Below are 23,332 nucleotides of genomic sequence, written 5' to 3' on the forward strand. Positions count from 1 at the left end.
CACGCGGATGCTGGGTCGCCCTGTTTGCGCGCGCAGGACGCGGCGCATCCCGGCGGCCCCTCCGGGAATTGCGGGCCTGATAGCCTCACATCCGAGGCTTGCCAACAGGCAATTTCCCTCAACCCCACTGGCAGCGCCGCCGACCGCGATCGGGCTCGATTCGTTCGTCCTTGCCGGCTATGGCGAGCGCGTGGAAATTGCCCTGTTTCAGCCCGACATCGCCGGAAACGTCGGCACAACGCTGCGCACGGCAGCCTGTTTCGGCGTACCCGCGCATATCATCGAGCCGTGCGGCTTTCCCTTTTCCGAGGCCGCCTTGCGCCGTGCAGGCATGGACTATGCGGCGCGCGCCGACGTCCGGCGCCACGCCGACTGGGGGGCGTTTAGCCACTGGGCCAAGGACGCGGACAAGCGGGTCGTGCTCTTGACGACCGCGGGCGCGACGCCCCTCACCGCTTTTTCCTTCACGCCTGCAGATATCGTGCTGCTCGGCGCCGAATCCTCGGGCGTGCCGGTGCATGTCCATGCAGCGGCCGCGGCGCGGATCGCGATTCCGATGCAGCCGGGCTTTCGGTCCTTGAATGTCGCGGTTGCGGCTGGCATCGCCCTCGCTGAAGCACTGAGGCAAACGGAAGGCTTTCCAGGATGATTTCGCTCGATCCCCAGCAACAGGCAGCGCGCGACTGGTTCGAGGCGCTGCGCGACCGCATCTGCGAGGAATTCGAGGCGATCGAAGCTGCAGCAGGCAGCCCGGCCAGATTCACCTACACGCCCTGGGACCGCGAGGCGGAGGGGCTTGAGCCGGGTGAAGGCGGCGGCGGCGTGCGCGGCGTCATGACCGGAGAGGTCTTCGAAAAGGTCGGCGTCAATGTCTCGACGGTCGGGGGCGCCTTCGCGCCCGATTTCGCGGCTTCGATCAACGGCGCGGCCGAGGATCCGCGCTTCTTTGCCACCGGCATCAGCCTCGTGGCGCATATGGCGAACCCGCACGTTCCCGCCGTGCACATGAACACGCGCTTCCTTGTGACGACGAAGCGCTGGTTCGGCGGCGGCGCCGACCTCAATCCGCCGTTTCCTTATCCCGAGGACACCGACGCCTTCCATGCCCGGTTTCGCGCCGCCTGCGCGCCTTACGGCCCCGATGTCTACGAACGCTACGCCAAATGGGCCGAGGAATATTTCTTCATTCCCCACCGCGGGGTCCACCGCGGCGTCGGCGGCATCTTCTACGACCATCTCGAATGCGGGGACGACGCCGAGTTCGACCGCAACTTTGCCTTCACGCAGGCCGTCGGCGAGGCATTTCTCGACATTTTTCCGAAGATCGTCCGGCGCCGAATGCACCAGCCCTTCACCGACGCCGAGCGGGAGGCGCAGCTCGTCTGGCGCGGACGCTATGCCGAGTTCAACCTCGTTTACGACCGCGGCACTTTATTCGGCCTCAAGACCGGAGGCAATATCGACGCGATCCTGATGAGTTTGCCGCCGCTCGCCAAATGGACCTGAAGACAAAAGAGAGGCGCCCCGAAGCCGGGACGCCCCCTTTTTGCCGTCCGGGCCGTTCCGGTCAGGCGAAAACGTCGGTTTCGGTTCTGGACCCGACGCAGCGGTAGACCGCGGCTGGCATCGACACCGACACCAGCACCATCGGCACATAGACTAGCAGCGCAACGATCAGCGCGCCGATCAGCGCGCCCACGCCCGCATCGGGTGACGACATGCCGCCGATGACCCCGCCAAGCACCATCGAGACGATGAAGAGAAAGACGAAGAACAGGATCGCCATCAGGATGTTGAAGCCGACGATCGTCCACTGCGATGCGCTGGTCAGCCGCCACGATTCGCCGAGAGCCGTGAACGGGTTCGAAGAGCGGTTCGCCGCCATCAGCGGCCCGGCGACCGACAGGCGGCCAAAGAACCACAGGAAGAAGATGAGCACCGCAGCGTAGAACAGGAATGCGAAGAAGATAAGCCCAGCCGACGCCCCGCTCGTCGCCAGGCTTTCAAAAGACATGCCGCTCGCGCCAAATACCGCGACAGCAAGCAGCCCCACAATCAAAAGCACAATATACATCAGGATGACGGTCGCGATGTAGACGACGACCATCGCGAACATGTAGGCGGCCCCCGCACCAAGCCCCCAGCCGATGTCGCTCGCGGGCTCGCCGCCGACAAGACCCGACCGCCAGATCAGCAAGCTCGCCGCAGTCACGATTATCCCAGCGACGATTGCGAAGAGAAAAATGGACCCCATAGCCCCCAGGGCGGCAGAGGGATCGCCCTGTGCCATCATCATGGTCGCCACCGTGTTGCGCAAAAAGAGCCAGCCGAGCAGACAGACGAGCACCACTGCGCCCCCGAGCCACATCAGCATCTGCATCCAATTGGCCTTCAGAAACGCAAAGGTTTCGGAAAATGCCGCACCGATACTCATCTTGACCATGTTGTTTCCCCTGCCTTGTTGAACCTTATGCGTCCCTCTTTTCTTTTGTTAATCCGCGCCCCTTCCTGCCCTTTCGGAAGGAGCTTTCATCCACTCAACCGAATATGTCGCTCGCGGCGCGCACAGCGAGCTGACGATAGGTCGCCGCCGCGATTGCGAGCGTTACCATGCCGCTGATGGCAGCGACGGCGCCTTCGACGAATCCCGTCAGCATGCGGGCGATACCCTCCTCGGTGCCGACCGCGGCTGCCGTAACGCTGACGAGGATCATGGCGATGATAAGGATCACGAGCATGACGAGAAACATGAACAGGAAAATTCGCCAGCCATTACCCTTCGTCAGCGTCCAGCCCTGCCGGATCGCGGCGAGAGGATTGCGTTCGCTCTGGTCCGCAACGACCGGCGCGACGATCGCGAGCCGGGCCCACAGATAGAGGCCGGGCACGATCAGCAGCACAAAGCCGAGGCCGACAATCAACCCGGTCAGAATCTGGATCACAATCACCGTCGGCACCATTGTCATCGCAAAGACCAGCGCTTCGCCGACGCTGACGCCGCTGCGCGAAAGCCAGAGACGCAGAATGCCGATCCCGCCGATCCCCGAGATGATCGCGACGAACAATTGATAGGGTATCGCTTGCATCACATTGGCGCGCATTGTCGCCATGACTTGATCGAAACTCGCCCCGGCTGCCGGCTCGATCGGCACCGGGCCGAACCAGCTCACCGCGAGCGTCGGCAAGAAGAGAAAGACCGCGGCGATGGCCCCCGTGAGCGCGCTATGCGAGCGCAGGAGGAGCATGGTGTCTTCCCAGGCAGCGCCCATGTCGAATTTCGGCATCGATAGTTTCCATGTGTGATTAGCCCCTCATGCGCGAGACTGACGCCCTGCCCTCCCCTTGTCCAGCCTTGTTAACGATTTCGGCGGGGGACCTTCCTCTTGCACTTGGACGTCGAGGCGGGCAGGACGCGGGCGATGATCCCACTGCCGTCACCTGAATGGCGCGTTTCGCCCGGTCTTACCGATTATCCTGCGGCGCTTGCCGATATGGAAGAGCGCGCGGCCGCCATCCATGGCGGAGAGGCCAAAGAGCGCATCTGGCTCGTCGAGCATCCGCCGCTTTATACCGCAGGGACGAGCGCCGACCCCGCCGAGCTTCTCGACCCGCGCTTTCCGATTTATGATGCGGGACGCGGCGGGCGTTATACCTATCACGGACCGGGTCAGCGGGTCGGCTATGTTCAACTCGACCTCAGCCGCCGCGGCCGCGACATACGCGCCTATGTCGCTGCGCTCGAAGGCTGGGTGATCGACGCGCTTGCAGCGCTTGGCGTCGCGGCGCGGCGCGCTGAGGGGCGGATCGGCATCTGGACCGACGACATTGGGGGGCGCGAGGCGAAGATCGGCGCCATCGGCGTACGCGTGCGGCGCTGGGTGACGCTGCACGGCTTTTCCCTCAATATTGCGCCCGATCTTGGCCATTTTGGTGGAATCGTACCGTGCGGTATCGCCGAATTCCCCGTCACCAGCCTCGCGGCTCTCGGGAATGAGGCAGGCTTTGGCGAAGTCGACGCTGCGCTGGCAGCCGCCTTTCCCGCCTTTCTCGACAAGCTTTCGCCGAGCGACTAGGAGGCTCACCATGACCCGCTATCTCCTGTCTTCGGCCCTCTTCCTGTCGCTCGCGGCCTGCGGAGGCGGGGAATCGAAAGATTCATCGACGACCAAGCTCGATGCGGTCGAGGTTCAGCCCGGGACGATCAGCGATGCGATGATCATTCTCGACGATTCGAGCATCGACGGCACCGCGATCGACAATAGCATACCCGAAGAGGAAAGCCCCAAAAAGGCCGAGAAGCCGGATAGCGCGGAAGAGAGCGGCCACGATGATGCGGCCGAGGCAGGCGATACCGGCGCCGTCGCTGCCCCTGCAGCCAAGAAGGCCGCCGCCGCACCCGCCGCCGCGACGGCCGCCGAATAAGGCTCAGCGCAGCCCGAGGCTCTTGTGCGTCTGAAGCGACAGGCGCCAGCGCGGATCCGCCATCACCAGATCGATGCAGGCGCGAACATTGTCCGCTGCCTTTGGATCGTCGAGCGGTTGAACCAGATGATGAGCGAAATCGAGCGCCGCGAAATGCTCGACATCGCTGCCCGGTTGCGGCCAGACAAGTTTCAATTCGTCCCCGCTCGTCTGGACCAGCTTGCTTCCCGACTTGGGGCTGACACAGATCCAGTCGATGCTGCGCGGGACAGGGATCGTGCCGTTGGTCTCAATCGCGATGGTGAAGCCGCGTTCATGGAGGCTCCCGATCAGCGCCTCGTCCACCTGAAGCATCGGCTCGCCGCCGGTCAAAACGACGTAGCGGTCATCGCTCCCCGCCCCCCATATGGCAGCAATTTGGTCAGCGAGCGTTCCTGCATCGGGATATTTTCCGCCGAGCGTCCCGTCGGTGCCGACAAAATCGGTATCGCAGAAGCGGCAAACTGCCCTCGCGCGGTCGCCCTCGCGCCCCGTCCATAGATTGCAGCCGGCAAAGCGGCAGAACACCGCACGGCGGCCCGCCTGCGCGCCTTCGCCTTGCAGGGTCAGAAAAATCTCTTTGACGCTGTAGGCCATCGGTCAGTCGTAACGCGTCGGGTCAGCGAGACCGGCGTCGGCAAAGCCCTTGCTGCGGAGCCGGCAGCTGTCGCAGCGCCCGCAGTGCAGACCCGCAGGCGTGGGATCGTAACACGACCAGCTCATCCCCGCGTCGAGGCCAAGCCGCGCCGCCTCGGCCGCGATATCGGCCTTGGTCATGTGCTGGAGCGGCGCGTGAATATGAAAATCGACGCCCCGGTCGCCGTCGCGTGTGGCGAGGCGGGCGAGCGATTCGAAGCCGCTGATGAATTCGGGGCGGCAATCAGGATAACCCGAATAATCGAGCGCATTGACCCCGATGACGATGTCCTGCGCACGGCGCGCCTCGGCGAGCCCGAGCGTGAGCGAGAGGAAGATGAGATTGCGTGCAGGCACATAGGTGACCGGAATGTCGCTTGCCTCGCCAAGCGGGCCGTCCTTGGGCACGTCGATGTCGGCGGTGAGTGCCGAACCGCCGAACCGGCGCAGATCAAGCGGCAGTATAATATGTTCGGCAGCGCCGACATGCCCGGCAATGCGCGCAGCGGAATCGAGTTCGACCCGGTGGCGCTGGTTATAGTCGACCGTGAGCGCGACGATCCGCGCACCCGCTTCGCTCGCGAGCCCCGCACAGACCATCGAGTCAAGCCCGCCGGACAGAAGGACGATGACCGTTTTTCCGCAGATATCTTGCATTCCGCGCCCGATACGCCCCGCCAGCCGGGCGCGCAAGAGTGGGTGCTGCACCGCACCAAGAAAATGGGCCGCGCGGGCGGTGCCGGCGGCCCAGTTCGGCACGAAGCCGTAGGGAGAAGGACACACAAGGGTGCGTCGTTTCTCCGCGATAACCCCGGATGGTTAATTTGGCGTTACTCGCCCTCGCATTAGCCGCCGGTGCATGCCGCGACGCGCCGGGCCTCGATCGCCTGCGAAAAGGGCTTGCCATTCGCGATGCCCTGCGTGTCGATCTGGACGAGACGGTTGGTTTCGGAGCGGATGGTCGTGCGCCCGTGCCCGGCCCCTGGACATGTGTAGTGCACCGTCACCGACGCCGGCTTGTCCTCGATCACATAGCGCGAGCAATTGCTGCGCGGATGGTAGATTTGGATCATGCGCCGCGCGTCACCGAGACACATGGATTGCAGCGCCTCGGTCGTGCCGCGTTCGCTGAGCTGCCAACGACCCTTTTCGAGCCGGTCGAGCATCGCCAGCGAAGGGGCCTGCGCGGGCGCCGGTGCGCTCGCCAGCACAAGGGATGCCCCTGCAAAAATCCATCGCAAAAAGGGAGAGAAGATCGCCATATCCACCTATCCACCTGGCCACCCACAACCGGGCGAGAGCGCGACCCCTTTCTCCAGCAGATAGCAATCCGGCCCCGACCTTTCAACCGATCGGCCCCAAATTGGCACCGTTTGCCGACACGATAACCGGCGGCAAAGCCTATTCCGGCGCGCCGATTTCGCTTACCGGGATCGGGAAAATGCGCGAGCAGAAAGCGCAATCGACCTGAATGAGCCCCGCCTCATCGGCCATTTCGCGGCGTTCGCTCTCGGGAAATTGCGCGAGCACCCCTGCAAAATATTGCGTGCTGCACCGGCAGCCGCGCGACACCATCACGTCCGGGTCGACGCGGACTTCCTCCTCGTGGAAGAGCCGCCAGGCGAGTGTCTCGAGCGAGGTCGCAGGATCGGTGAGTTCTTCTGCTTTCAGCGTCTCTGCAATCGTTCGCGCATGGTCCCAATCGGGTCGGTCCTGGCGCGCATGGAGCCGGTCGCGCCCGACTTCGCCCTGGGGCAGATGCTGGAGCAAGAGACCGCCCGCAACGCAGCCCGCCTCAGCATCGTGGTGCGCGGCGAGCCTGATCAGGCTCGGAATCTGCTCGGACTGTTCGAAATAATGTTCGGCTGCCTCGCCGATCGACGATCCTTCGAGGGGCACGATCCCCTGATAGCGCTCGCCCGTCGTCGCATGGTCGAAGGTAATGGCAAGGAAACCTTCGCCGAAAAGACCGAAGAGCGTCGGCTCAGGCCCCGCCTCGGCGAGCCGATCGGCATCAAATTTCAGATAGCCGCGAAGTTCGCCGCCGCGATAGTCGCACACGAGCAGTTCGACCGGCCCGCCGCCCGTCTGCGCCTGGAGCGTGAGCTGGCTCGTTTCGTCCTTGAGCGTCGAGCCGAGGAGCACGGTGAGGACGAGCGCCTCGGCGAGCAACTGTTCGGCGACCGGAGGGTAGCTGTGCGCCGAGACAATCCTGTTCAGCACCGGACCAAGCCGCACCAGCCGCCCGCGCACATGGCGCGCGGCGATGGTGAAGACAAGCGGCTGATCGAACCAGGTTTCGACCGTGCCGCTCACAGCTTTTCCAGCGCCCAAAGCAGCACCGACTTTTGTGCATGGACGCGGTTTTCTGCCTCGTCCCATACGCGCGATTGCGGTCCGTCAATCACCGCGTCGACAACTTCCTCACCGCGGTGCGCCGGCAGGCAGTGGAGGAAGAGCGCGTCGGCTTTCGCGGCTCCCATCAATCGCTCGTCGACCCGGAAAGGCGCCATCGCCGCAAGCTTGTTGTGCGCATGATCCTGACCCATCGACACCCAGGTATCGGTCACGAGGACGTCGGCGCCTGCCGCCGCTTCATGTGCATCGCGCACGAAATCGATCCGCGCGCCCCGCGACCGCGCTGTCTCGACGAAGGCAGGATGGGGCTCATAGCCTTGCGGGCACCCGGCGCGAACGTTGAACCCGAACAGACCTGCCGCCTCGATCAGCGAGGCGAGAACATTATTGCCATCGCCGAGCCACGCAAGTTCAAGTCCCGGCAGTGCCTTGCCGCTTTCCACGAGGGTCATAAGGTCCGCGACAATCTGACACGGGTGCGAGAGGTCGGTGAGACCGTTGATCACGGGCACGCTCGCATGTGCGGCCAGCTCCTCAAGCTTGGCATGATCGTCGGTGCGGATCATGATTGCATCGACATAGCGCGAGAGGACACGCGCTGTATCGGCAATCGTCTCGCCCCGTCCAAGCTGGGTGGTTCCCGCGTCGAGAATCATCGCGCTCCCGCCCAATTGGCGCATTGCCATGTCAAACGAAGCGCGGGTCCGGGTCGAATTCTTCTCGAACACCATCGCAAGCACATGATCGGCGAGCGGCCTGTCGGCGTCAGCGCGGCCCTTTGGCCAGGTCGCACGCGCGGCCTTCCTGTCGATCGCGTCCGCGAGCATCGCCGCAACCGCGTCGCTGCCCGCGTCCGAAAGATTGAGGAAGTGCCGCATCACGCTTCCGGCGGCGTAAAGCTCGCCGCGCCCGTCGACAATTTCGTGATGCACTCATCGATATGCGCCTGCTCGATGTTGAGCGGCGGCAGGATGCGTACGACATTGTCGCCCGCTGCGACGGTAAGCAGTCCGTGATTGTCGCGCAAATGCGCAACGAAGGCTCGGCTGTCGGACTTCAGCTTGATTCCCAGCATCAGCCCCATGCCGCGCACGCTGTCGAACAATCCGTCGTGATTGGGGATGAGCTGCTCAAGCGCACCGCGCAGCCGCTCGCCGGTCGCTTTGACCTGATCGAGAAAGCCATCCTCGAGGATCACGTCAAAGACCGCTTGCCCCGCCGCCATTGCCAGCGGATTGCCACCATAGGTCGACCCGTGGGTTCCGATCACCATGCCGCGTGCGGCCTTTTCGGTTGCAAGGCACGCGCCGAGCGGGAACCCGCCACCGATGCCTTTCGCGCTCGCCATGATGTCGGGCATGACGCCAAATTGCTCGTGGGCATAGAGCGTGCCGGTGCGCGCAACGCCGCACTGGACCTCGTCGAAGATCAGCATGAGGTCGCGCTTGTCGCAAATGTCGCGCAGCGCCTGGAGGAATGGCTGCGACGCCGGGCGAATGCCGCCCTCGCCCTGGATGGGCTCGACCAGAAAGCCTGCCGTCGTGTCGTCGACAAGATCGAGCGCGGCGTTGATGTCGTCGAACGGCGCATAGGCGAATCCGGGGAGGAGCGGGTCGAAGCCCTTGCGCAGCTTTTCCTGGTTGGTGGCGGAGATCGTGCCGAGCGTGCGGCCGTGGAACGCGTTGTTGAACGTGATCAGAACATGTTTTTCGCTATTGCCCGCGCTCGAATGATAGGAACGCGCCGTCTTGATCGCGCATTCGACCGCCTCGGCGCCAGAGTTGGTGAAGAAGACGGTATCGGCAAATGTATTCGCGACGAGCCTCGATGCGAAAGCTTCCCCCTGCGGGCTGCCGTAAAGGTTCGACACATGCATCAGCGTTGCCGCCTGGTCCTGGATGGCCTTGGTGAGGTGGGGATGACCGTGACCCAGAAGATTGACCGCGATACCGCTTGCAAAATCGAGATAGCGCTCGCCGCGTTCACCGATCAGATAGGCGCCCTCCCCGCGCACCGGCCGCACTGCGCACCGGGGGTAAACGGGCATCAGCGGCGTGATCGACATGGCAAGCACCTTTCCATAGAGGCAAAGCAAAAAGGCGACCCCGCGCGGGCCGCCCGATTGGCGCGGCTCCTATACTGCCGCGCCCGGAGGCGCGTCAACACAGGGGATCAGAGCCTCTTCATCGCCTCCATGGCCAGCGCGAGCGAATGTCTGCGCGCCTCATGATCATATATTGACGATGCGACGATCACTTCGTCTACCCCGGTACGGGCGATGAACGCCTCAAGACCGTCCGCGACATCGCCTGCGGTCCCGACCGCTGAACATTGGAGCACATGGTCAAGAATAGCCCGCGCATTGGGCGGCAGGCTATCCTTATAGCCTTCGACCGGCGGCTTCATCTTGCCGGGATTGCCCGTTCGCAGCGCAACGAAAGCCTGTTGCTGCGAAGAGGCGAGCAGTTCCGCCTCTTCGCGCGTATCGGCGGCAAAGACGTTGAAGGCTGCAGCGGCGCATGGCGCGGAAAGCTGCGCCGATGGCTTGAACTGGCGGCGATAGATATCGAGCGCTTCATCGAGGGCATCGGGCGCGAAATGGCTCGCAAAGGCATAGGGCAGGCCGAGCATCGCGGCGAGCTGCGCGCCGAAGAGGCTCGATCCCAGAATCCACAAGGGAACGCGGCTCCCCTCGCCGGGCACGGCCCGGATCCCAAGCCGCTCGTCGCCGGCGAGGAAGGCTTGCAACTCCAGAACATCCTGCGGAAACTGCCGCTCGTCGCTCGCAAGATTGCGCCTGAGCGCCTGAGCGACGCGCTGGTCTGACCCCGGCGCGCGCCCAAGGCCAAGGTCGACCCGACCAGGAAAGAGCGCCTCGAGCGTTCCGAATTGCTCGGCAATGACCATCGGTGCATGATTTGGAAGCATGATCCCGCCCGCGCCGATGCGAATATGCTCTGTCGCATGCCCGATGTGCGCGAGCACGACCGCGGTCGCCGCGCTCGCAATCCCCGTCATACCGTGATGCTCGGCGACCCAGTAACGGTGATAGCCAAGCGCCTCGGCATGGCGGGCGAGGTCCGCGGCGTTCGCGAGCGACTGCGCGATCGTCCCGCTGTCGGTGACGGGGACGAGGTCGAGAAAGGAAAGTTTCGGCATGCAACCGATATGCGGCGTCGCAGCCGCGGGTTCAACCTCTGCGCGCGGGAAGACGAGACGCCTGGGCCATGCACCCGGCTTTGCCCATGGTCAGCCGCGCTCATCCTTCGGCGAATCCATGAGCACAAAGGTCGTGATCGCATTCACTTGCGGCAGCACGCCCAGAACTTCGGTGTGGAAATGCTTGTAGGCAGCTAGGTCTGGCGCCTCTACGCGCAGCAGATATTCGATCGACCCGGTGACATTGTGGCATTCGCGCACTTCCGGCGCGTCGGCGATGGCCGCTTCGAATCCCGCCTGCGCGTCCTTGGTGTGACGCGAGAGACCTACCGTCACATAGGCGATGAACCCCGTGCCGACCCGCGCGGGGTCGATGCGAGCCCGATAGCCCTTGATGACACCGCTGCGCTCGAGTTCCTGTACGCGGCGCAGGCATGCCGAAGGGGATAATCCAACCCGGCCTGCAAGATCGAGGTTCGAGATTCGCCCTTCGAGCGTGAGCTCACGCAATATTTTTCGGTCAATAGCATCAATTTCAGACATATATTGTGCATATTTGTCCGACACCGGTCATATTTGCAACCACTTGCCGTGAGGAGCAAATTATATTGCCCGCATGGAACAATCCTCCCTCGCCGCCCTCTCGGCTTTCGTCCTCGTCACCTCGATCACGCCGGGTCCGAACAATATGATGCTCATGGCGTCGGGCGCCAATTTCGGCCTTCGCCGCACCCTGCCGCATGCGTTCGGTGTCGGCGCCGGATTCACCTTGATGATCATTCTTGTGGGCGCCGGGCTGATGCAGCTTTTCGACCTTTTCCCGCTGTTGAACCTGGTCTTGAAGGGAGTGAGCATCGCCTATCTCTTGTGGCTCGCCTGGAAGATGGCACACGCCGCCGCCCCTGAAACCGGGGGAAATTCCAGCGGCAAACCGATGAGTTTCCTCGAGGCGATGCTTTTCCAGTGGGTGAACCCCAAGGCCTGGTCGATGGCGCTGACCGCAATCGCGCTCTACGCTCCCGACCGCGATCTTGCCGCCATCCTCTTCGTCGCTGCCATCTTCGGCCTTATCAACCTCCCCTCAACGAGCCTCTGGGCCATTATGGGCCAGGGACTGCGCCGCTGTCTGTCGAATCCCGTGCGTCTGCGCAGCTTCAACTGGACGATGGCGGTGCTGCTGGTCGGATCGCTCGTGCTGCTGATCTGATTTGCAAGGTTCCAGCAGGCAACCTATGCACGGCGCTCCCTTGCCCCGGAACGGAGACGAGAGCCGATGAAGAGCCGCCGCCTTGGCCGAAGCGCCATCCATGTGTCCGACATCTGCATGGGAACGATGACCTTCGGCAGCCAGGCCGACGAAGGGGTCGCGATGCGCGTTCTCGACCGCTGTTTCGATGCAGGAATCAGCTTCTTCGACACCGCCGAGGGTTATCCTGTGCCCCCCGATACCAAGTGGGTGGGGCGCACCGAAGAGATTGTCGGGCGCTGGCTCAAAACGAAGAACCGCGACGCGGTCATCCTCGCGACCAAGGTCTCGGGTCCTAGTCACGTCTGGTTCAAGTCGCCCTGCCGGGGCGGCACGACCGCGCTCGACCGTCATCATATCCGAAGCGCCGTCGAGGGGAGCCTCACGCGCCTCCAGACCGACTATATCGACCTTTACCAGACCCACTGGCCCGACCACGACGCGCCTTACGATGCGATGATGGAGGCGCTCGACGAACTGGTTCGCGAGGGAAAGGTCCGCATCCTTGGCTGTTCGAACGAGACGAGCTGGGGACTGATGAAGGCGCTCGGTGCGTCCGAAAGGCTGGGCCTTGCCCGCTACGAGACGATCCAGAATAATTTCAGCCTCAACAACCGCCGCTTCGAGGATGAACTCGCGCAGGTGAGCCGCCAGGAAGGGGTGAGCCTCATCCCCTATTCGCCGCTTGCCGGCGGTGTGCTCTCGGGAAAATATCAGGATGGCGCGATGCCCGAGGGTACGCGCTTCTCACGCTACCTTGAAATGCCGGGCCGGCAGGCCGCGATGGCGCGCCGCTTCGTCAACGAAAAGTCGCTCGCCGCAACCGAGCGCTACCTCGCGATCGCCGCTGAGGCGGGGCTGCACCCGGTAACGATGGCAACCGCCTGGTCGAAGCAGCACGATTTCGTCGCCTCGACGATCGTGGGGGTGAGCGCGGAAGACCAGCTCGATCCGATCCTCGATGCGATCGACCTCGAGCTTGGCGAGGATGTGATGAAGGCGCTGAACCAGGTCGGCAAGGATATCCGATACCCGATGGGATGAGCTAGCCGACCCGCTCGAGGCTCGGCCATTCGAGCGCGAGCGCCTCACCGGACGGCAGCGCCCGCCACGCCTCGGACAGCCTGTCGAAGTGACGAAACACCCGCGGGGCGGCCGCGTCGAGGCGTGCCCTTTCCGCGGCGCCGAGCGATGCGCGCACAAGCTCGGCCTCGCCGAGCGGGGCCTGCTGCGCTGGGCTTTCAGGACGCGAGCGGCAGCGCCATGCGACGTCGAACAGGAAGGCGGCGAGCTCGGAGAGCGCGCCCTCTCGTCCTTGCTCTTTCGCCAGCTTTTCCCCTCGGGCAGCCTGCTTGCGGACCGCACGGCGATGCGCCTTTGCGGCGCGCCCGCCGTCCGCCGCCTCGATGCGAAAGCCGCCGGCATTGCCTCCGGCCGCGATCTGGCCGAAGACGCCCCCTTTCAGCCCCAGCACGCCTTCGGCGACAAAATGTACCATGTCGTGCGGCAGGTCGGGATCGAACCCAGGCGCGGGATCCATGATCAGCGCCGGTCTATCGCCGCGGCGGACCCGCACGCTGTAGCGGCGATCGCCCGTCTTGATGAAATCGACCTGCATCGCCCCTAAAGACGAAGGCGTCAGAGCGCAGCCTTGAACAGCGCAAGCATCCGGCTCCACGCCTTCTCCGCGGCCGCCTCATTATAGGCGCGCCCGTCCGGCGGGCACCAGCCATGGAGCGCGCCCTCGTAAACCTCGACTTCATGCCATTGCGGACGCGGGTCGAGCACGTCCTTGAGGCGCGTTTTTTCCTCCGGATTCTGCTCATCGTCATTCTCTGCGATCGCAAAGAGGAACCCTGCCTTTGTGTCGGGGATCAGCAGGTGCGGGCTGTCGGGCTGGTCAGTGCCAACGCCCGCGCCGTGGAAACTTGCTGCAGCCTTGACGCGCTCGGGGCTGAGCGCAGCGGTGTAGATCACCATCGGCCCGCCCATGCAATAGCCTGCGGTGCCGATCCCTTTCGCGGTATCGACCTCCTTTTGCGCATCGAGAAACGCAAGATGCGCCGCCGCGTCGGTCGTAACCGCCGCCTTGTCGAGCTGCTTCAGATAGCCGAACAGCGTCTCGCGGACCTTGGGGTCGTCGAAATCATGGCCCGCATAGACGACCGGCGACTTCGCCCAGCGATAAAAAGGGTTCACGCACAAGACCGCATAGCCCTCGCCCGCGAGCCGGTCGGCCATCTGGCGAAAGGCGGGTCGCAGCCCGCGGATATCGGGCCAGATCAGCACAGCGGGATATTTGCCCTCCCCTGGCGCAACAAAATAGGCGTCAACTCTACCATCCGCGGTGGTGATCGAGACATCGCGCCCCGCAAGGCCGCCCGCAGCGCAAGCGGCCACCGGCAGCATCGAGGCAAGCGTCCCTGCCCCGACGAGCGCACCGAAGGCGCGCCGCCGTACCGGAAGCCCGGCGCGGTCAAGGTCGGCCTGGGTGATCTCGTTGCACATCGTGTCTCTCCTTCAAGCCTTTGGGGAAAGGCGCAAAAAAATTTTCAGGAAGCCGCCCCGAGAAATCTCTCTCGCGCGCGCTGCTGCGCGCGGGCCGGGCCGGCCTGTCTGCGGGCAAGCTAACCCACACCTCCTCCAGAGGACAGGGATTTCTTGCCTCCACGCCCCGCCCCCCATCAAGGTCAGCCGCGGATGGCGCGGCAAGGATCGTCTCAGGGGATGGCAGCAACCCGCATCTCATCGAAGCTGTGCGCGACATGATGTACGCCAAGCTCGCGCAGCCGCGTACCATGCGCCGCGCGGTCTGCGATATGCCCGGCGCCGCAAAAGCCCACGACCTTCATCCCCGCCGCAAGCGCTGCGAGCGCACCGGTGGGCGAATCTTCAATCGCAAGGCAGGCGGCGGGATCGACCTTCAGGCCTTTCGCAGCGGCAAGGTAGATGTCGGGATGGGGCTTGCCCCGGTCCCAGCCGTCGGCGCTATAGACATGCTCCCCGAAATGATGCGCGAGCCCGAAGCGATCGAGCGACGCCGCGATATAGGCGGGACTGCTCGACGAGGCGATCGCGCGCGGACCTCTCAGCGACGCCAGAAACTCCGGCGCACCGGGCACCGGGGCGAAACCCTCGGCGAAGCGCGCCCGTGCGCGTTCGCGGTGCTGCTCGCGAAAGTCGGCAGGAAGCGCGCGGCCGAGCCGCGCTTCGATCCGCCGCTGCGTTTCCTGCCAATTGTGGCCATAATAGTCGCGAAGACAGTCCTCATAGCTGGTTGGCAGGCCGATTGCCGTCAGGCTCTCGGCGAGCGTCCGGTTCGCGCGCACTTCGCTATCGGCGATGACGCCGTCGAAGTCGAAGATGATCGCAGCAAATGGCATCGGATCAGGGCATCACCCCGGGCACCCGCGCATAGTCCCAGGGCCCCTCGCCCGACCAGCTGCGCCCGTCAGGAAAGCATAGCTTCAGTCCGCTTAGCTGCGCGGGCGCAAAGAGACGCATATTGACCCCCATGAGAAAGGCCTCGCCGCCCATGCGCTTCTTGAGCCCCTCTGTCGCCGCCCAGTGGGTCGTGCAGCCGCAGACCGGACAGAAATGGAGATCCGAGTTCGGACTTTCGCGATCGGCGCGGTTGTAGGTCCGCGTCTCGCCTACGATCACGACATCCCGCGGCGAATAATAAGCCCAGAGAATTCCGTGCGAAAAGCAGAGCGAGCAATTGCATTCTGCGATTTCCTCGGGCGCTTGGGCAAGGCGTATGGACACGGCCGCGCAATGGCAGTGCGCCTTCCAGATCACTCGACCGTAACCGATTTTGCAAGATTGCGCGGCTGGTCGACATCGGTGCCCTTGGCGACCGCGACGTGATAGGCGAGGAGCTGGACGGGCACCGCATAGACGAGCGGCGCAATGAGCGGGTGAACCTTGGGCATCTCGATCGTTGCAAGGCAGCCTTCGCCGGCCTCGGCAAGACCTTCGGCATCGCTAATGAGTACCACCTTGCCTCCGCGCGCACGGACCTCCTGCATGTTGCTTACCGTCTTTTCAAAGAGGGGGCCTGAAGGGGCGAGAACGACGACGGGCACGGCTTCGTCGATGAGCGCAATGGGTCCGTGCTTCATTTCGCCCGACGCATAGCCTTCTGCATGGATATAGCTGATTTCCTTCAGCTTGAGGGCGCCCTCTAGCGCCAGCGGATAGTCGGGCCCGCGCCCCAAATAGAGGACATCGCGCGCCGGGGCGACGAGATGCGCCATCGCAGATATGTCCTCGTCGTGCGCGAGCGCGGCGTTGAGCGCTGCAGGCGCCTCGATCAGGTGGCGGACGATCTCGCGCTCCTCTTCGGCGCTGAGCTTGCCCTTGCAAAGCGCAAGATGCGCGGCAAGCGCAGCAAGGACAGCAAGCTGGCAGGTGAAGGCCTTGGTCGAGGCGACGCCGATCTCGGGGCCAGCATGAGTGGGTAGCAGTAGATCGGCCTCGCGGGCCATGCTGCTCGTTGGCACATTGACGACGACCGCGATCGTCTGCCCCTGCGCCTTGCAGTGGCGCAAGGCCGCGAGCGTGTCGGCCGTCTCACCCGACTGCGAAATGAACAGCGCGAGGCCGCCGGGCTGAAGCACCGGGTCGCGGTATCTAAACTCGGACGCGACATCGATGTCGACGGGAATGCGCGCGAAGGTTTCGAACCAATATTTGGCGACCATCCCGGCATAGTAGCTCGTGCCGCACGCGACGATGGTGATGCGGTCGATCGCCGAGAGATCGAAATCCATCTGCGGCAGCGCGACCGTCTGCTCGAGCGGGCGGATGTAGGAGGAGAGCGTCTGCGCGACCACGACCGGCTGCTCGAAAATCTCCTTTTGCATATAGTGGCGGTAATTGCCCTTCTCGATTGTCGCTGCCGACACGCCGCTCGTGGTAATTTCGCGCGTCACGGGATTGTTTTCGCTGTCGAAAATCTGCGCACCCTCACGGCTGATGATGACCCAGTCGCCTTCCTCGAGATAGGCAATCTTTTGGGTGAGCGGCGCGAGCGCGAGCGCATCCGAGCCCAAATAGGTCTCACCCTCGCCATAGCCGACGACAAGCGGCGAGCCGAGCCGCGCGCCGATCAAGAGGTCCGGGTGCTGGCGAAAGGCGATGGCGAGCGCAAAAGCGCCGCGCAGCTGCGGCAATACCGCCTTGATGGCGTCCTGCGGCGACAGGCCTGCTTCCACCTGCTCGCTCACAAGGTGGGCGACGACCTCGGTATCGGTTTCGCTCTCGAAGCGGCGGCCACGCGCCTGGAGCCCTTCGCGCAGCGGCTTGAAATTCTCGATGATCCCGTTGTGAACGAGCGCGACCTCGCCCGTTGCATGGGGGTGGGCGTTGCTCGTCGTCGGCGCGCCGTGCGTCGCCCAGCGCGTGTGCGCGATGCCGAGGGTGCCGGGCGCGGGGTTGCCGCCAAGTTCCTTGACCAGATTACCGAGCTTGCCCTCGGCGCGCCGCCGGATCAACTGCCCGCCTTCGACGGTACACACGCCCGCCGAATCATAGCCGCGATATTCCATGCGCTTGAGGCCATCGACCAGCCGGTCTGCCACCTGGTCCTTGCCGATGATTCCGATGATTCCGCACATGGCACCGATGCTTTCTTCTAGAGTGTGTAAGGGATGCGAATACCGGGCATTGCGGCCGGAAACACCTTGATATTGCGCGTAACGAGAATGCGTCCGCTCAGCTGCGCCGTCGCGAGGACGAAGGCATCGGCCATCGTGAGCCCCTTGCGCTCGGCGCGAAGCGCGGCGGCGCGGCGCGCGACCGCGTCGCCGATTTCCTCGATCTGGAAACAGCCAAGAAAGGCTTCCACGGCCTTCAGCGTCGGCGCGTCGGCGGCCGACATCACCTCTGCCCAGCTGACGCGGCTGATGCTCTTGCGTCCGGCGCGGCGGATCTCGCTGCGCGCGGCCTCGACGCCTTTGAGCGCGTCGATGAGGATATCGCTGTCAAATTGCGCGTCGATCATTCGGCCTCGCCGCGCAAACGCCGTTGATAGATGAGACCGTCGCCGATATCGGCGCGGTCACGCCAGATACCGAACGCATTGTCGAACGCATCGCCCGAAACCTCGGCGCGGAAGGTGGCAATCGCGCGCCGCACGAGCTCGGCGCGCGACACCCCCTGCTCCGCTGCGAGGGCGTCGAGCCATTCGACATCGCAGTCGGGAATGTCCGCAAGGAAGCGCATCACATCTTGATATCATATCATGATATCAATGCAAGTGCCGTCCTCAGGCGCGGCCAAAGTTCTGGTCGACGAAGATCATTGCAAATTGCACGGGATCGGCGGCTTCGCCATTTCCCGCCTCGAAGCGGGTCTTGCCCTCCTCCCAGATCCGGCGGATTTGCGCAGATAGATCCGGCGGAAACTTCATTTGCTTCTCGACGATTTCGGGCCATGTACCCTTGATTCCGAAGCTTTTTTCAAGATTCGGGATCATCGCCTTGCAATAGCTGTCGGTCGCCTCGTCGAGATGTCCGATCGCGCGCAGCACATAGGCATCGACGAAGCGCAGGAAGGGCTTGTCGGTGTAGCGGTCGCTCAAATCATTTTCTCCGTCATGGCTCTTTGGCCCTTTCCGTCCCCAGCGCATCGCATGGCATCTTCTGTTGGGCAATCCCCAGCAGCCGAATAGGAGGAGAAGCAATATTTTTCTGGCGCGCAAAACGCCCGCTCCAACGCGCAGCGTCCGATCGACCTTTGGGGGAATGACAAGGCTGCGATAAGTCAGCCTGTTCCCTGCAGAAGCTCTTGGCCTCGTTGCGGCTCCCGCATGGGGCCGAGACGCGGGACGAGACCGACGCCCGCGCCCTTCAGGAAGCGATCGAGACGGCGGAGCCCTTTGAACTGGCCATCGTCAAGGCGGGCGAGATATCGTCGGTTTCGCGCCGCGCTCGGCAGATGCTTTGGGATCATGGCCGGCGACGAAGGCTCGCAAAGGAAACCGAATTACATCAACGAGCAGAGCGCAATGATAGCTCACGGACCGCGGCGCGAGAAAGCGCTGCGCCCGGCGCGAATCGGCGCCCTATTTTGCGCCTTTTTCCGCCGCCTTCTTCTTGCGCATCGCGTCGTGAAAGCGGTCGGCCCAGCCGGGCTTGACCAGCTGCTCGCCGCGCACAAGGCGCAGCTCGCCATCGCCCACGTCGCGCGTCACCGCACTCCCCGCGCCGACGATCGCGTCCCGGCCGATCTTCACCGGCGCGACGAGAGCGCTGTTCGAGCCGATGAAGGCGTTCTCGCCGATCACGGTCTGATATTTGAAATAGCCATCATAGTTGCAGGTGATCGTGCCCGCGCCGATGTTCGCCCCCGCGCCAACAGTGGCATCACCCAGATAGGTGAGGTGATTGGCCTTCGCACCTTGGCCGAGCACGGCTTTCTTCGTTTCGACGAAATTGCCGATTTTCGCCTTTTCGCCCAGCACCGTGCCGGGGCGGAGGCGCGCGAATGGCCCCACCTCGCAGCCCGCGCCGATCGTCGCGCCCTCGATATGGCAGTTGGCGCGGATTCGCACCCCGTCTGCGACGCTGACGCCGGGGCCAAAGAAGACATTGGGTTCGATCAGTACGTCGCGGCCGAGGTGCGTATCCCAAGCGAACCAGACGGTTTCGGGTGCGAGGAGGCTCGCGCCCTCCGCCATCGCCTGCGCGCGCCGCCGCGCCTGCCACGCGCTTTCCATCGCCGCGAGCTCGGCGCGGCTGTTGATCCCCGCTACGTCAAAGGGATCGGTCGTCACCACCGCGCAGGTCCGCCGGTCGGCGTTGGCGATGTTGACGATATCGACGAGATAAAATTCCTTCGCCGCATTCTCATCGGTGACGCGCGCAAGGAGCGCAAAGAGGTCCGCTGCCCTTACGGCCATCAGCCCCGAGTTGCAGAGCGTGACCGCCCGCTCAGCCTCGCTTGCATCCTTATATTCGACCATCTTGGTGATGCGGTCGCCCCTTGTGATCACGCGGCCATAATGCTGCGCGTCGGCGGGCTCGAAGGCGAGCACGACCACCGCCGGCGCGTCGGGGGCATTGAGCCGGTCGATCATCGCCCCCATTGTAGCCGTCGGCACGAAGGGCACGTCGCCATAGAGGATCAGCACATCCCCCTCGAAGCCTGTGAGCGCGGCTTCGGCCTGCTGGACCGCATGGCCGGTGCCCAGCTGCGGCTCCTGGAGGGCAAGACTGGCACTGCCGCTGAGTGCGGCTTCGATCTGGTCGGCCTTGTCGCCGACGATCACGACCTTCCTCACCGGATCGAGCGCGTCGACGCTTGCCATGAGGTGCATCAGCATCGCCCGCCCGGCAATAGGGTGAAGCACCTTGTGCAGGTCGGATTTCATGCGCGTGCCCTTGCCCGCGGCAAGGATGATGGCGGCGATCGGTCGGTTGCTCATGCGCGGCTCCATGCCAGCAAATCATTGCGGTTTCCAGAGTGTCGCGGCATGCGCGGGCGATGAGTGATTTTCCTTTTGCGATCGTCGGTTTCGACCTTGACGGCACGCTCGTTGACACAGCAGGCGACATCACCGCGGCGCTCAACCACGCGCTCGGCCTCGCGGGCCGGGCGCCGCTGAGCGAGGCCGAGGTCCGCCCGATGATCGGGCTCGGCACTCAGCACCTTCTCGAACAGGGGCTGAGTGCGACCGGCGGCGTTCCCGAGGGCTTGTCGCCGCGCCTCTATGAAGCGCTGCTTGGCTTTTATGAGGCGAACATCGCGGTTCATAGCCGGCCTTTCCCAGGTCTCGTCGAAGCGCTCGACCGGCTCGATGCGCTGGGTGTGCGCACCGCGGTTATGACGAACAAGCTCGAGCAGCTCGCGCGACTTTTGCTCGGCGAGCTCGGCCTTGCAGGGCGAATGGCGGCGATCATCGGCGGCGATACGCTTGGGCCGGGGAAGGCGAAGCCCTCGCCCGAACCGATCCGCGCGATGATCGAGGCCTGCGGCGGCGGGCGAACCGCCTTCGTCGGCGACAGCATTTTTGACGTCATGGCGGCGCGCGGCGCCGGGGCGACGAGCGTCGCGGTCGGCTTCGGCTTTCTCCACCAGCCGGTCGAGGAACTGGGCGCCGATCATGTCATCGGCCATTATGCCGAACTGGTGCCGCTCCTCGAAAGACTTTGAGGAACGCTGTCAGGCAATCGTCTCGAGAAGCTCGCCGATCGTTTCAAACATCGTGTCGATCTCGCCCTTCTCGACGATCAGCGGCGGCGACAGCGCGATAATGTCGCCGGTCGCGCGAACGAGGAGGCCCTTGTCGAAACAGGCGTGGAAGAGTTCCATCGCGCGCGCCGTCGGCGCGCCGGGCCTCGGCTCAAGTTCGATGCCGGCGACGAGCCCGATCGCGCGAATGTCGATGACGTGGCGGCGGCCCTTCAGGCCGTGCGCTGCATCCTCCCAATAGCGCGCGAGCGCGTCCGCGCGCTCAAAGAGCCCCTCGCGGGCGTAAAGGTCAAGCGCAGCAAGGGCGGCAGCGCAGGCGAGCGGATGCCCCGAATAGGTATAGCCGTGGAACAGCTCGATGCCGCCGGGGGCACCCTCGATCACCGCATCGTGCCATTCTCGCTTCACCGCCACCGCGCCCATCGGCACCGCCGCATTGGTGAGGCCCTTGGCCATGGTGATGACATCGGGCGTTACGCCCCAGCGGTCCGCTGCGGTCGCGCCGCCAACGCGCCCGAAGGCGGTAATCACTTCGTCGAAAATGAGGAGGATGCCGTGCCGGTCGCAGATCTTGCGCAGCCGCTCAAGATATCCGGCCGGCGGCAGCAAGACGCCGGTTGATCCCGCCATCGGCTCGACGATCACCGCCGCGATCGTTTCTGCGCCGTGAAGGCCGACAAGCCGCTCCAGATCATCAGCAAGCTCGGCGCCATGCTGCGGAAATCCCCGCGAAAAGGCGTTACGCGCAAGGTCATGCGTGTGGCGCAGATGATCGGTACCCGGAAGGCCGCCCCCGAAGGTTCGGCGATTGCTCACAATGCCGCCGACGCTGATCCCTCCGAAGCCGACACCATGATAACCGCGCTCGCGTCCGATCAGCCGCGTGCGCGTCCCCTGCCCCCGCGCGCGCTGGATCGCGAGTGCAATCTTGAGCGCCGTGTCGACCGATTCCGATCCGCTATTGGTGAAGAAGATGCGGTCCAGCCCTTCGGGCATCAGTGCGGCGAGCCGATGCGCAAGCTCGAACGCCTGGGGGTGGCCAAGCTGAAAGGTCGGCGCGAAATCAAGAGCGGCGGCGGCCCTGGCGATTGCCTCGACAATCTCTCGCCGGCAATGGCCAGCATTGCTGCACCAGAGCCCAGAAGTGCCGTCGAGGATCGGACGCCCGTCGGCGCTTTGATAGTAGATGCCGCTCGCCGAGACGAGCTGGCGCGGGTGCGCCTTGAAGGCGCGATTGGCGGTAAAGGGCATCCAGAATGCCGCCAGCGGATCATTTTCACCCTTCATTCGCCGCGACTCCTTCGCCTCGATCAATGCGCCTTCTTGCCTGGCATCAGATGGAGTAGCCCCGCAATCAACGCGCCGAGCAGAAGGCCGAAGACGCCCGCTCCCGCTGCACCGATCAGCCACTCCCAGACGCCGCCCAGCGGCAGGTCGCCGGCGATCCGATGCGCGAAGTCGTGGAGGGCATGGCCAAGGTCGCCGATATGATATTCGTCGAGCCCGTGAAGCACAATCTGGCCACCGACCCACAGCATCGCTGCGGTGCCAATCGTCGCGAGCGCCGCGAGAAGCTTCGGCATCAGGTGCACCAGCCCGCGCCCGATGCTGCGCTGTGCGCGGGTGCCACGCTCGGCCATGCGCAGTCCGATATCGTCCATCTTCACAATGAGCCCGACGACGCCATAGACCGCAATCGTGATCGCGACCGCCACGAGTGCGAGCGTTGCGCCGCGCATCAGCAAGGGTTCGCCGAGCACTTCGTTGAGCGCGATCACCATGATTTCGCCCGAGAGGATGAAATCGGTTCGCACCGCTCCTTTAACCATCGCCTCCTCGTGCGACTTGTCGGCGACGATCGCGGCCTCCTCGGCAAGGCTCGTCCTGTGCCCCTTTAGCGAATGCAGCACCTTTTCGGCGCCTTCGAAGCAAAGATAGGTGCCGCCGAGCATCAGCAGCGGCGTGATCGCCCACTCGGCCAGCGATGAGAGAAGCAGCAGCGCGGGCAGGATAAGAACCAGCTTGTTGAACAGCGACCCCTTTGTGATGCGCCAGATGATCGGCAATTCGCGATCGGGCGTGAAGCCGGTGACGTAACGCGGCGTGACCGCGGTATCATCGACAACCACGCCCGCCGCCTTCACTCCCGCCTTCGAGGCCGCAGCGCCGATATCGTCGATGCTCGCGGCAGCGACCTTCGCGATGGTCGCAACGTCGTCGAGCAGGGCAAAAAGGCCTGATGGCATAGAGGGTGGAGCTTTCGTTCGGTCAGAG

Annotated in this window: 28 protein-coding genes; 7 read left to right on the forward strand and 21 right to left on the reverse strand. The window is 64.1% G+C overall.

What is annotated here, in order from left to right; translation table 11 throughout:
- The first annotated feature begins 190 nt into the window (after positions 1-190).
- On the forward strand, positions 191-649 hold the full coding sequence (locus tag B5X69_RS11705) for a tRNA (cytidine(34)-2'-O)-methyltransferase (RefSeq protein WP_079638962.1): 459 nt from the start codon (positions 191-193) through the stop codon (positions 647-649).
- Positions 646-1,506 carry an oxygen-dependent coproporphyrinogen oxidase gene (gene hemF / locus B5X69_RS11710; RefSeq protein ID WP_079638890.1) on the forward strand — a complete coding sequence of 287 codons (861 nt, stop codon included), beginning with the start codon at positions 646-648 and terminating at the stop codon, positions 1,504-1,506. Before B5X69_RS11705 ends, hemF begins: the two co-directional genes overlap by 4 nt.
- A 61-nt stretch (positions 1,507-1,567) precedes the next feature.
- On the opposite strand, the gene B5X69_RS11715 is transcribed toward hemF, so the two are convergent.
- Both B5X69_RS11715 and B5X69_RS11720 read right to left on the reverse strand, forming a co-directional pair.
- Positions 1,568-2,443 carry a hypothetical protein gene (locus B5X69_RS11715; protein WP_079638891.1) on the reverse strand — a complete coding sequence of 292 codons (876 nt, stop codon included), beginning with the start codon at positions 2,441-2,443 and terminating at the stop codon, positions 1,568-1,570.
- 94 nt (positions 2,444-2,537) lie between these two features.
- Positions 2,538-3,284: a glycerophosphoryl diester phosphodiesterase membrane domain-containing protein gene (locus tag B5X69_RS11720; RefSeq protein ID WP_079638892.1), complete on the reverse strand. Its 747-nt coding sequence runs from the start codon at positions 3,282-3,284 to the stop codon at positions 2,538-2,540.
- A gap of 135 nt (positions 3,285-3,419) precedes the next feature.
- Between B5X69_RS11720 and lipB the strand changes: the two genes are divergently transcribed.
- Together lipB and B5X69_RS11730 are read left to right on the forward strand one after the other, a co-directional pair.
- A complete protein-coding gene (gene lipB / locus B5X69_RS11725; protein WP_079638963.1) occupies positions 3,420-4,073 on the forward strand; it encodes a lipoyl(octanoyl) transferase LipB in 654 nt (217 codons plus the stop codon).
- A gap of 10 nt (positions 4,074-4,083) precedes the next feature.
- A complete protein-coding gene (locus B5X69_RS11730) occupies positions 4,084-4,422 on the forward strand; it encodes a hypothetical protein (protein WP_079638893.1) in 339 nt (112 codons plus the stop codon).
- A gap of 3 nt (positions 4,423-4,425) precedes the next feature.
- Here B5X69_RS11730 and queE read toward each other — a convergent pair whose 3' ends face one another.
- The 8 genes from queE to B5X69_RS11770 form a co-directional block, all read right to left on the reverse strand.
- A complete protein-coding gene (gene queE / locus B5X69_RS11735) occupies positions 4,426-5,058 on the reverse strand; it encodes a 7-carboxy-7-deazaguanine synthase (RefSeq protein WP_079638894.1) in 633 nt (210 codons plus the stop codon).
- Between the two features lie 3 nt (positions 5,059-5,061).
- Positions 5,062-5,754, reverse strand: coding sequence for a 7-cyano-7-deazaguanine synthase QueC (gene queC, locus B5X69_RS11740; protein WP_079638964.1), 693 nt, complete (start codon positions 5,752-5,754; stop codon positions 5,062-5,064).
- Positions 5,755-5,942: 188 nt separating this feature from the next.
- Positions 5,943-6,359, reverse strand: a complete 417-nt coding sequence (locus B5X69_RS11745; protein ID WP_079638895.1) for a DUF3617 domain-containing protein — start codon at positions 6,357-6,359, stop codon at positions 5,943-5,945.
- Positions 6,360-6,498: 139 nt separating this feature from the next.
- The gene (hslO, locus tag B5X69_RS11750; protein WP_245798709.1) at positions 6,499-7,413 is read right to left on the reverse strand and encodes an Hsp33 family molecular chaperone HslO; all 915 of its coding nucleotides are present in this window, start codon (positions 7,411-7,413) and stop codon (positions 6,499-6,501) included.
- Complete coding sequence (gene argF / locus B5X69_RS11755; RefSeq protein WP_079638966.1) at positions 7,410-8,336, reverse strand: ornithine carbamoyltransferase; 927 nt, start codon at positions 8,334-8,336, stop codon at positions 7,410-7,412. Before argF ends, hslO begins: the two co-directional genes overlap by 4 nt.
- Positions 8,333-9,520 (reverse strand): aspartate aminotransferase family protein, encoded by a 1,188-nt coding sequence (locus B5X69_RS11760; protein ID WP_079638965.1) that lies wholly within the window; start codon positions 9,518-9,520, stop codon positions 8,333-8,335. Before B5X69_RS11760 ends, argF begins: the two co-directional genes overlap by 4 nt.
- 107 nt (positions 9,521-9,627) lie before the next feature.
- Complete coding sequence (locus B5X69_RS11765) at positions 9,628-10,614, reverse strand: LLM class flavin-dependent oxidoreductase (protein ID WP_079638897.1); 987 nt, start codon at positions 10,612-10,614, stop codon at positions 9,628-9,630.
- Positions 10,615-10,704: 90 nt separating this feature from the next.
- Positions 10,705-11,157: an Lrp/AsnC family transcriptional regulator gene (locus tag B5X69_RS11770; protein ID WP_079638967.1), complete on the reverse strand. Its 453-nt coding sequence runs from the start codon at positions 11,155-11,157 to the stop codon at positions 10,705-10,707.
- Positions 11,158-11,230: 73 nt separating this feature from the next.
- Here B5X69_RS11770 and B5X69_RS11775 point away from each other — a divergent pair, with 73 nt between their 5' ends.
- Both B5X69_RS11775 and B5X69_RS11780 read left to right on the forward strand, forming a co-directional pair.
- The gene (locus tag B5X69_RS11775; RefSeq protein WP_079638898.1) at positions 11,231-11,821 is read left to right on the forward strand and encodes a LysE family translocator; all 591 of its coding nucleotides are present in this window, start codon (positions 11,231-11,233) and stop codon (positions 11,819-11,821) included.
- Between the two features lie 66 nt (positions 11,822-11,887).
- Entirely contained in the window at positions 11,888-12,904 is a 1,017-nt protein-coding gene (locus tag B5X69_RS11780; protein ID WP_079638899.1) for an aldo/keto reductase, read from the forward strand.
- Between the two features lies 1 nt (position 12,905).
- Here the strand turns inward: B5X69_RS11780 and B5X69_RS11785 are convergent, their stop codons facing one another.
- From B5X69_RS11785 to glmU, 9 genes are all read right to left on the reverse strand, one after another.
- Complete coding sequence (locus B5X69_RS11785) at positions 12,906-13,478, reverse strand: hypothetical protein (protein WP_079638900.1); 573 nt, start codon at positions 13,476-13,478, stop codon at positions 12,906-12,908.
- Between the two features lie 20 nt (positions 13,479-13,498).
- A complete protein-coding gene (locus B5X69_RS11790; RefSeq protein WP_079638901.1) occupies positions 13,499-14,368 on the reverse strand; it encodes a dienelactone hydrolase family protein in 870 nt (289 codons plus the stop codon).
- A 212-nt stretch (positions 14,369-14,580) separates the two neighbouring features.
- Positions 14,581-15,243, reverse strand: a complete 663-nt coding sequence (locus B5X69_RS11795) for an HAD family hydrolase (protein WP_079638902.1) — start codon at positions 15,241-15,243, stop codon at positions 14,581-14,583.
- Positions 15,244-15,247: 4 nt separating this feature from the next.
- On the reverse strand, positions 15,248-15,661 hold the full coding sequence (locus B5X69_RS11800) for a GFA family protein (RefSeq protein WP_079638903.1): 414 nt from the start codon (positions 15,659-15,661) through the stop codon (positions 15,248-15,250).
- Positions 15,658-17,481: a glutamine--fructose-6-phosphate transaminase (isomerizing) gene (glmS, locus tag B5X69_RS11805; protein WP_079638904.1), complete on the reverse strand. Its 1,824-nt coding sequence runs from the start codon at positions 17,479-17,481 to the stop codon at positions 15,658-15,660. The genes B5X69_RS11800 and glmS overlap by 4 nt, the downstream gene beginning before the upstream one ends.
- A gap of 17 nt (positions 17,482-17,498) precedes the next feature.
- Entirely contained in the window at positions 17,499-17,867 is a 369-nt protein-coding gene (locus B5X69_RS11810) for a PIN domain-containing protein (RefSeq protein WP_079638905.1), read from the reverse strand.
- Entirely contained in the window at positions 17,864-18,088 is a 225-nt protein-coding gene (locus B5X69_RS11815; protein WP_245798716.1) for a ribbon-helix-helix protein, CopG family, read from the reverse strand. Before B5X69_RS11815 ends, B5X69_RS11810 begins: the two co-directional genes overlap by 4 nt.
- A 43-nt stretch (positions 18,089-18,131) precedes the next feature.
- Positions 18,132-18,446: a hypothetical protein gene (locus B5X69_RS11820; RefSeq protein WP_079638968.1), complete on the reverse strand. Its 315-nt coding sequence runs from the start codon at positions 18,444-18,446 to the stop codon at positions 18,132-18,134.
- 483 nt (positions 18,447-18,929) lie between these two features.
- Positions 18,930-20,291 (reverse strand): bifunctional UDP-N-acetylglucosamine diphosphorylase/glucosamine-1-phosphate N-acetyltransferase GlmU, encoded by a 1,362-nt coding sequence (gene glmU, locus B5X69_RS11830; protein WP_245798710.1) that lies wholly within the window; start codon positions 20,289-20,291, stop codon positions 18,930-18,932.
- A gap of 59 nt (positions 20,292-20,350) precedes the next feature.
- Between glmU and B5X69_RS11835 the strand changes: the two genes are divergently transcribed.
- Entirely contained in the window at positions 20,351-21,019 is a 669-nt protein-coding gene (locus B5X69_RS11835) for an HAD-IA family hydrolase (protein WP_079638909.1), read from the forward strand.
- A gap of 9 nt (positions 21,020-21,028) precedes the next feature.
- Here B5X69_RS11835 and aptA read toward each other — a convergent pair whose 3' ends face one another.
- On the reverse strand, positions 21,029-22,345 hold the full coding sequence (gene aptA / locus B5X69_RS11840; protein ID WP_079638910.1) for an omega-aminotransferase AptA: 1,317 nt from the start codon (positions 22,343-22,345) through the stop codon (positions 21,029-21,031).
- A 23-nt stretch (positions 22,346-22,368) separates the two neighbouring features.
- On the reverse strand, positions 22,369-23,304 hold the full coding sequence (locus B5X69_RS11845) for a DUF808 domain-containing protein (RefSeq protein ID WP_079638969.1): 936 nt from the start codon (positions 23,302-23,304) through the stop codon (positions 22,369-22,371).
- Positions 23,305-23,332 lie beyond the last annotated feature (28 nt).

It is taken from the genome of Sphingopyxis flava (genome assembly GCF_900168005.1).
Lineage (GTDB): Bacteria > Pseudomonadota > Alphaproteobacteria > Sphingomonadales > Sphingomonadaceae > Sphingopyxis > Sphingopyxis flava.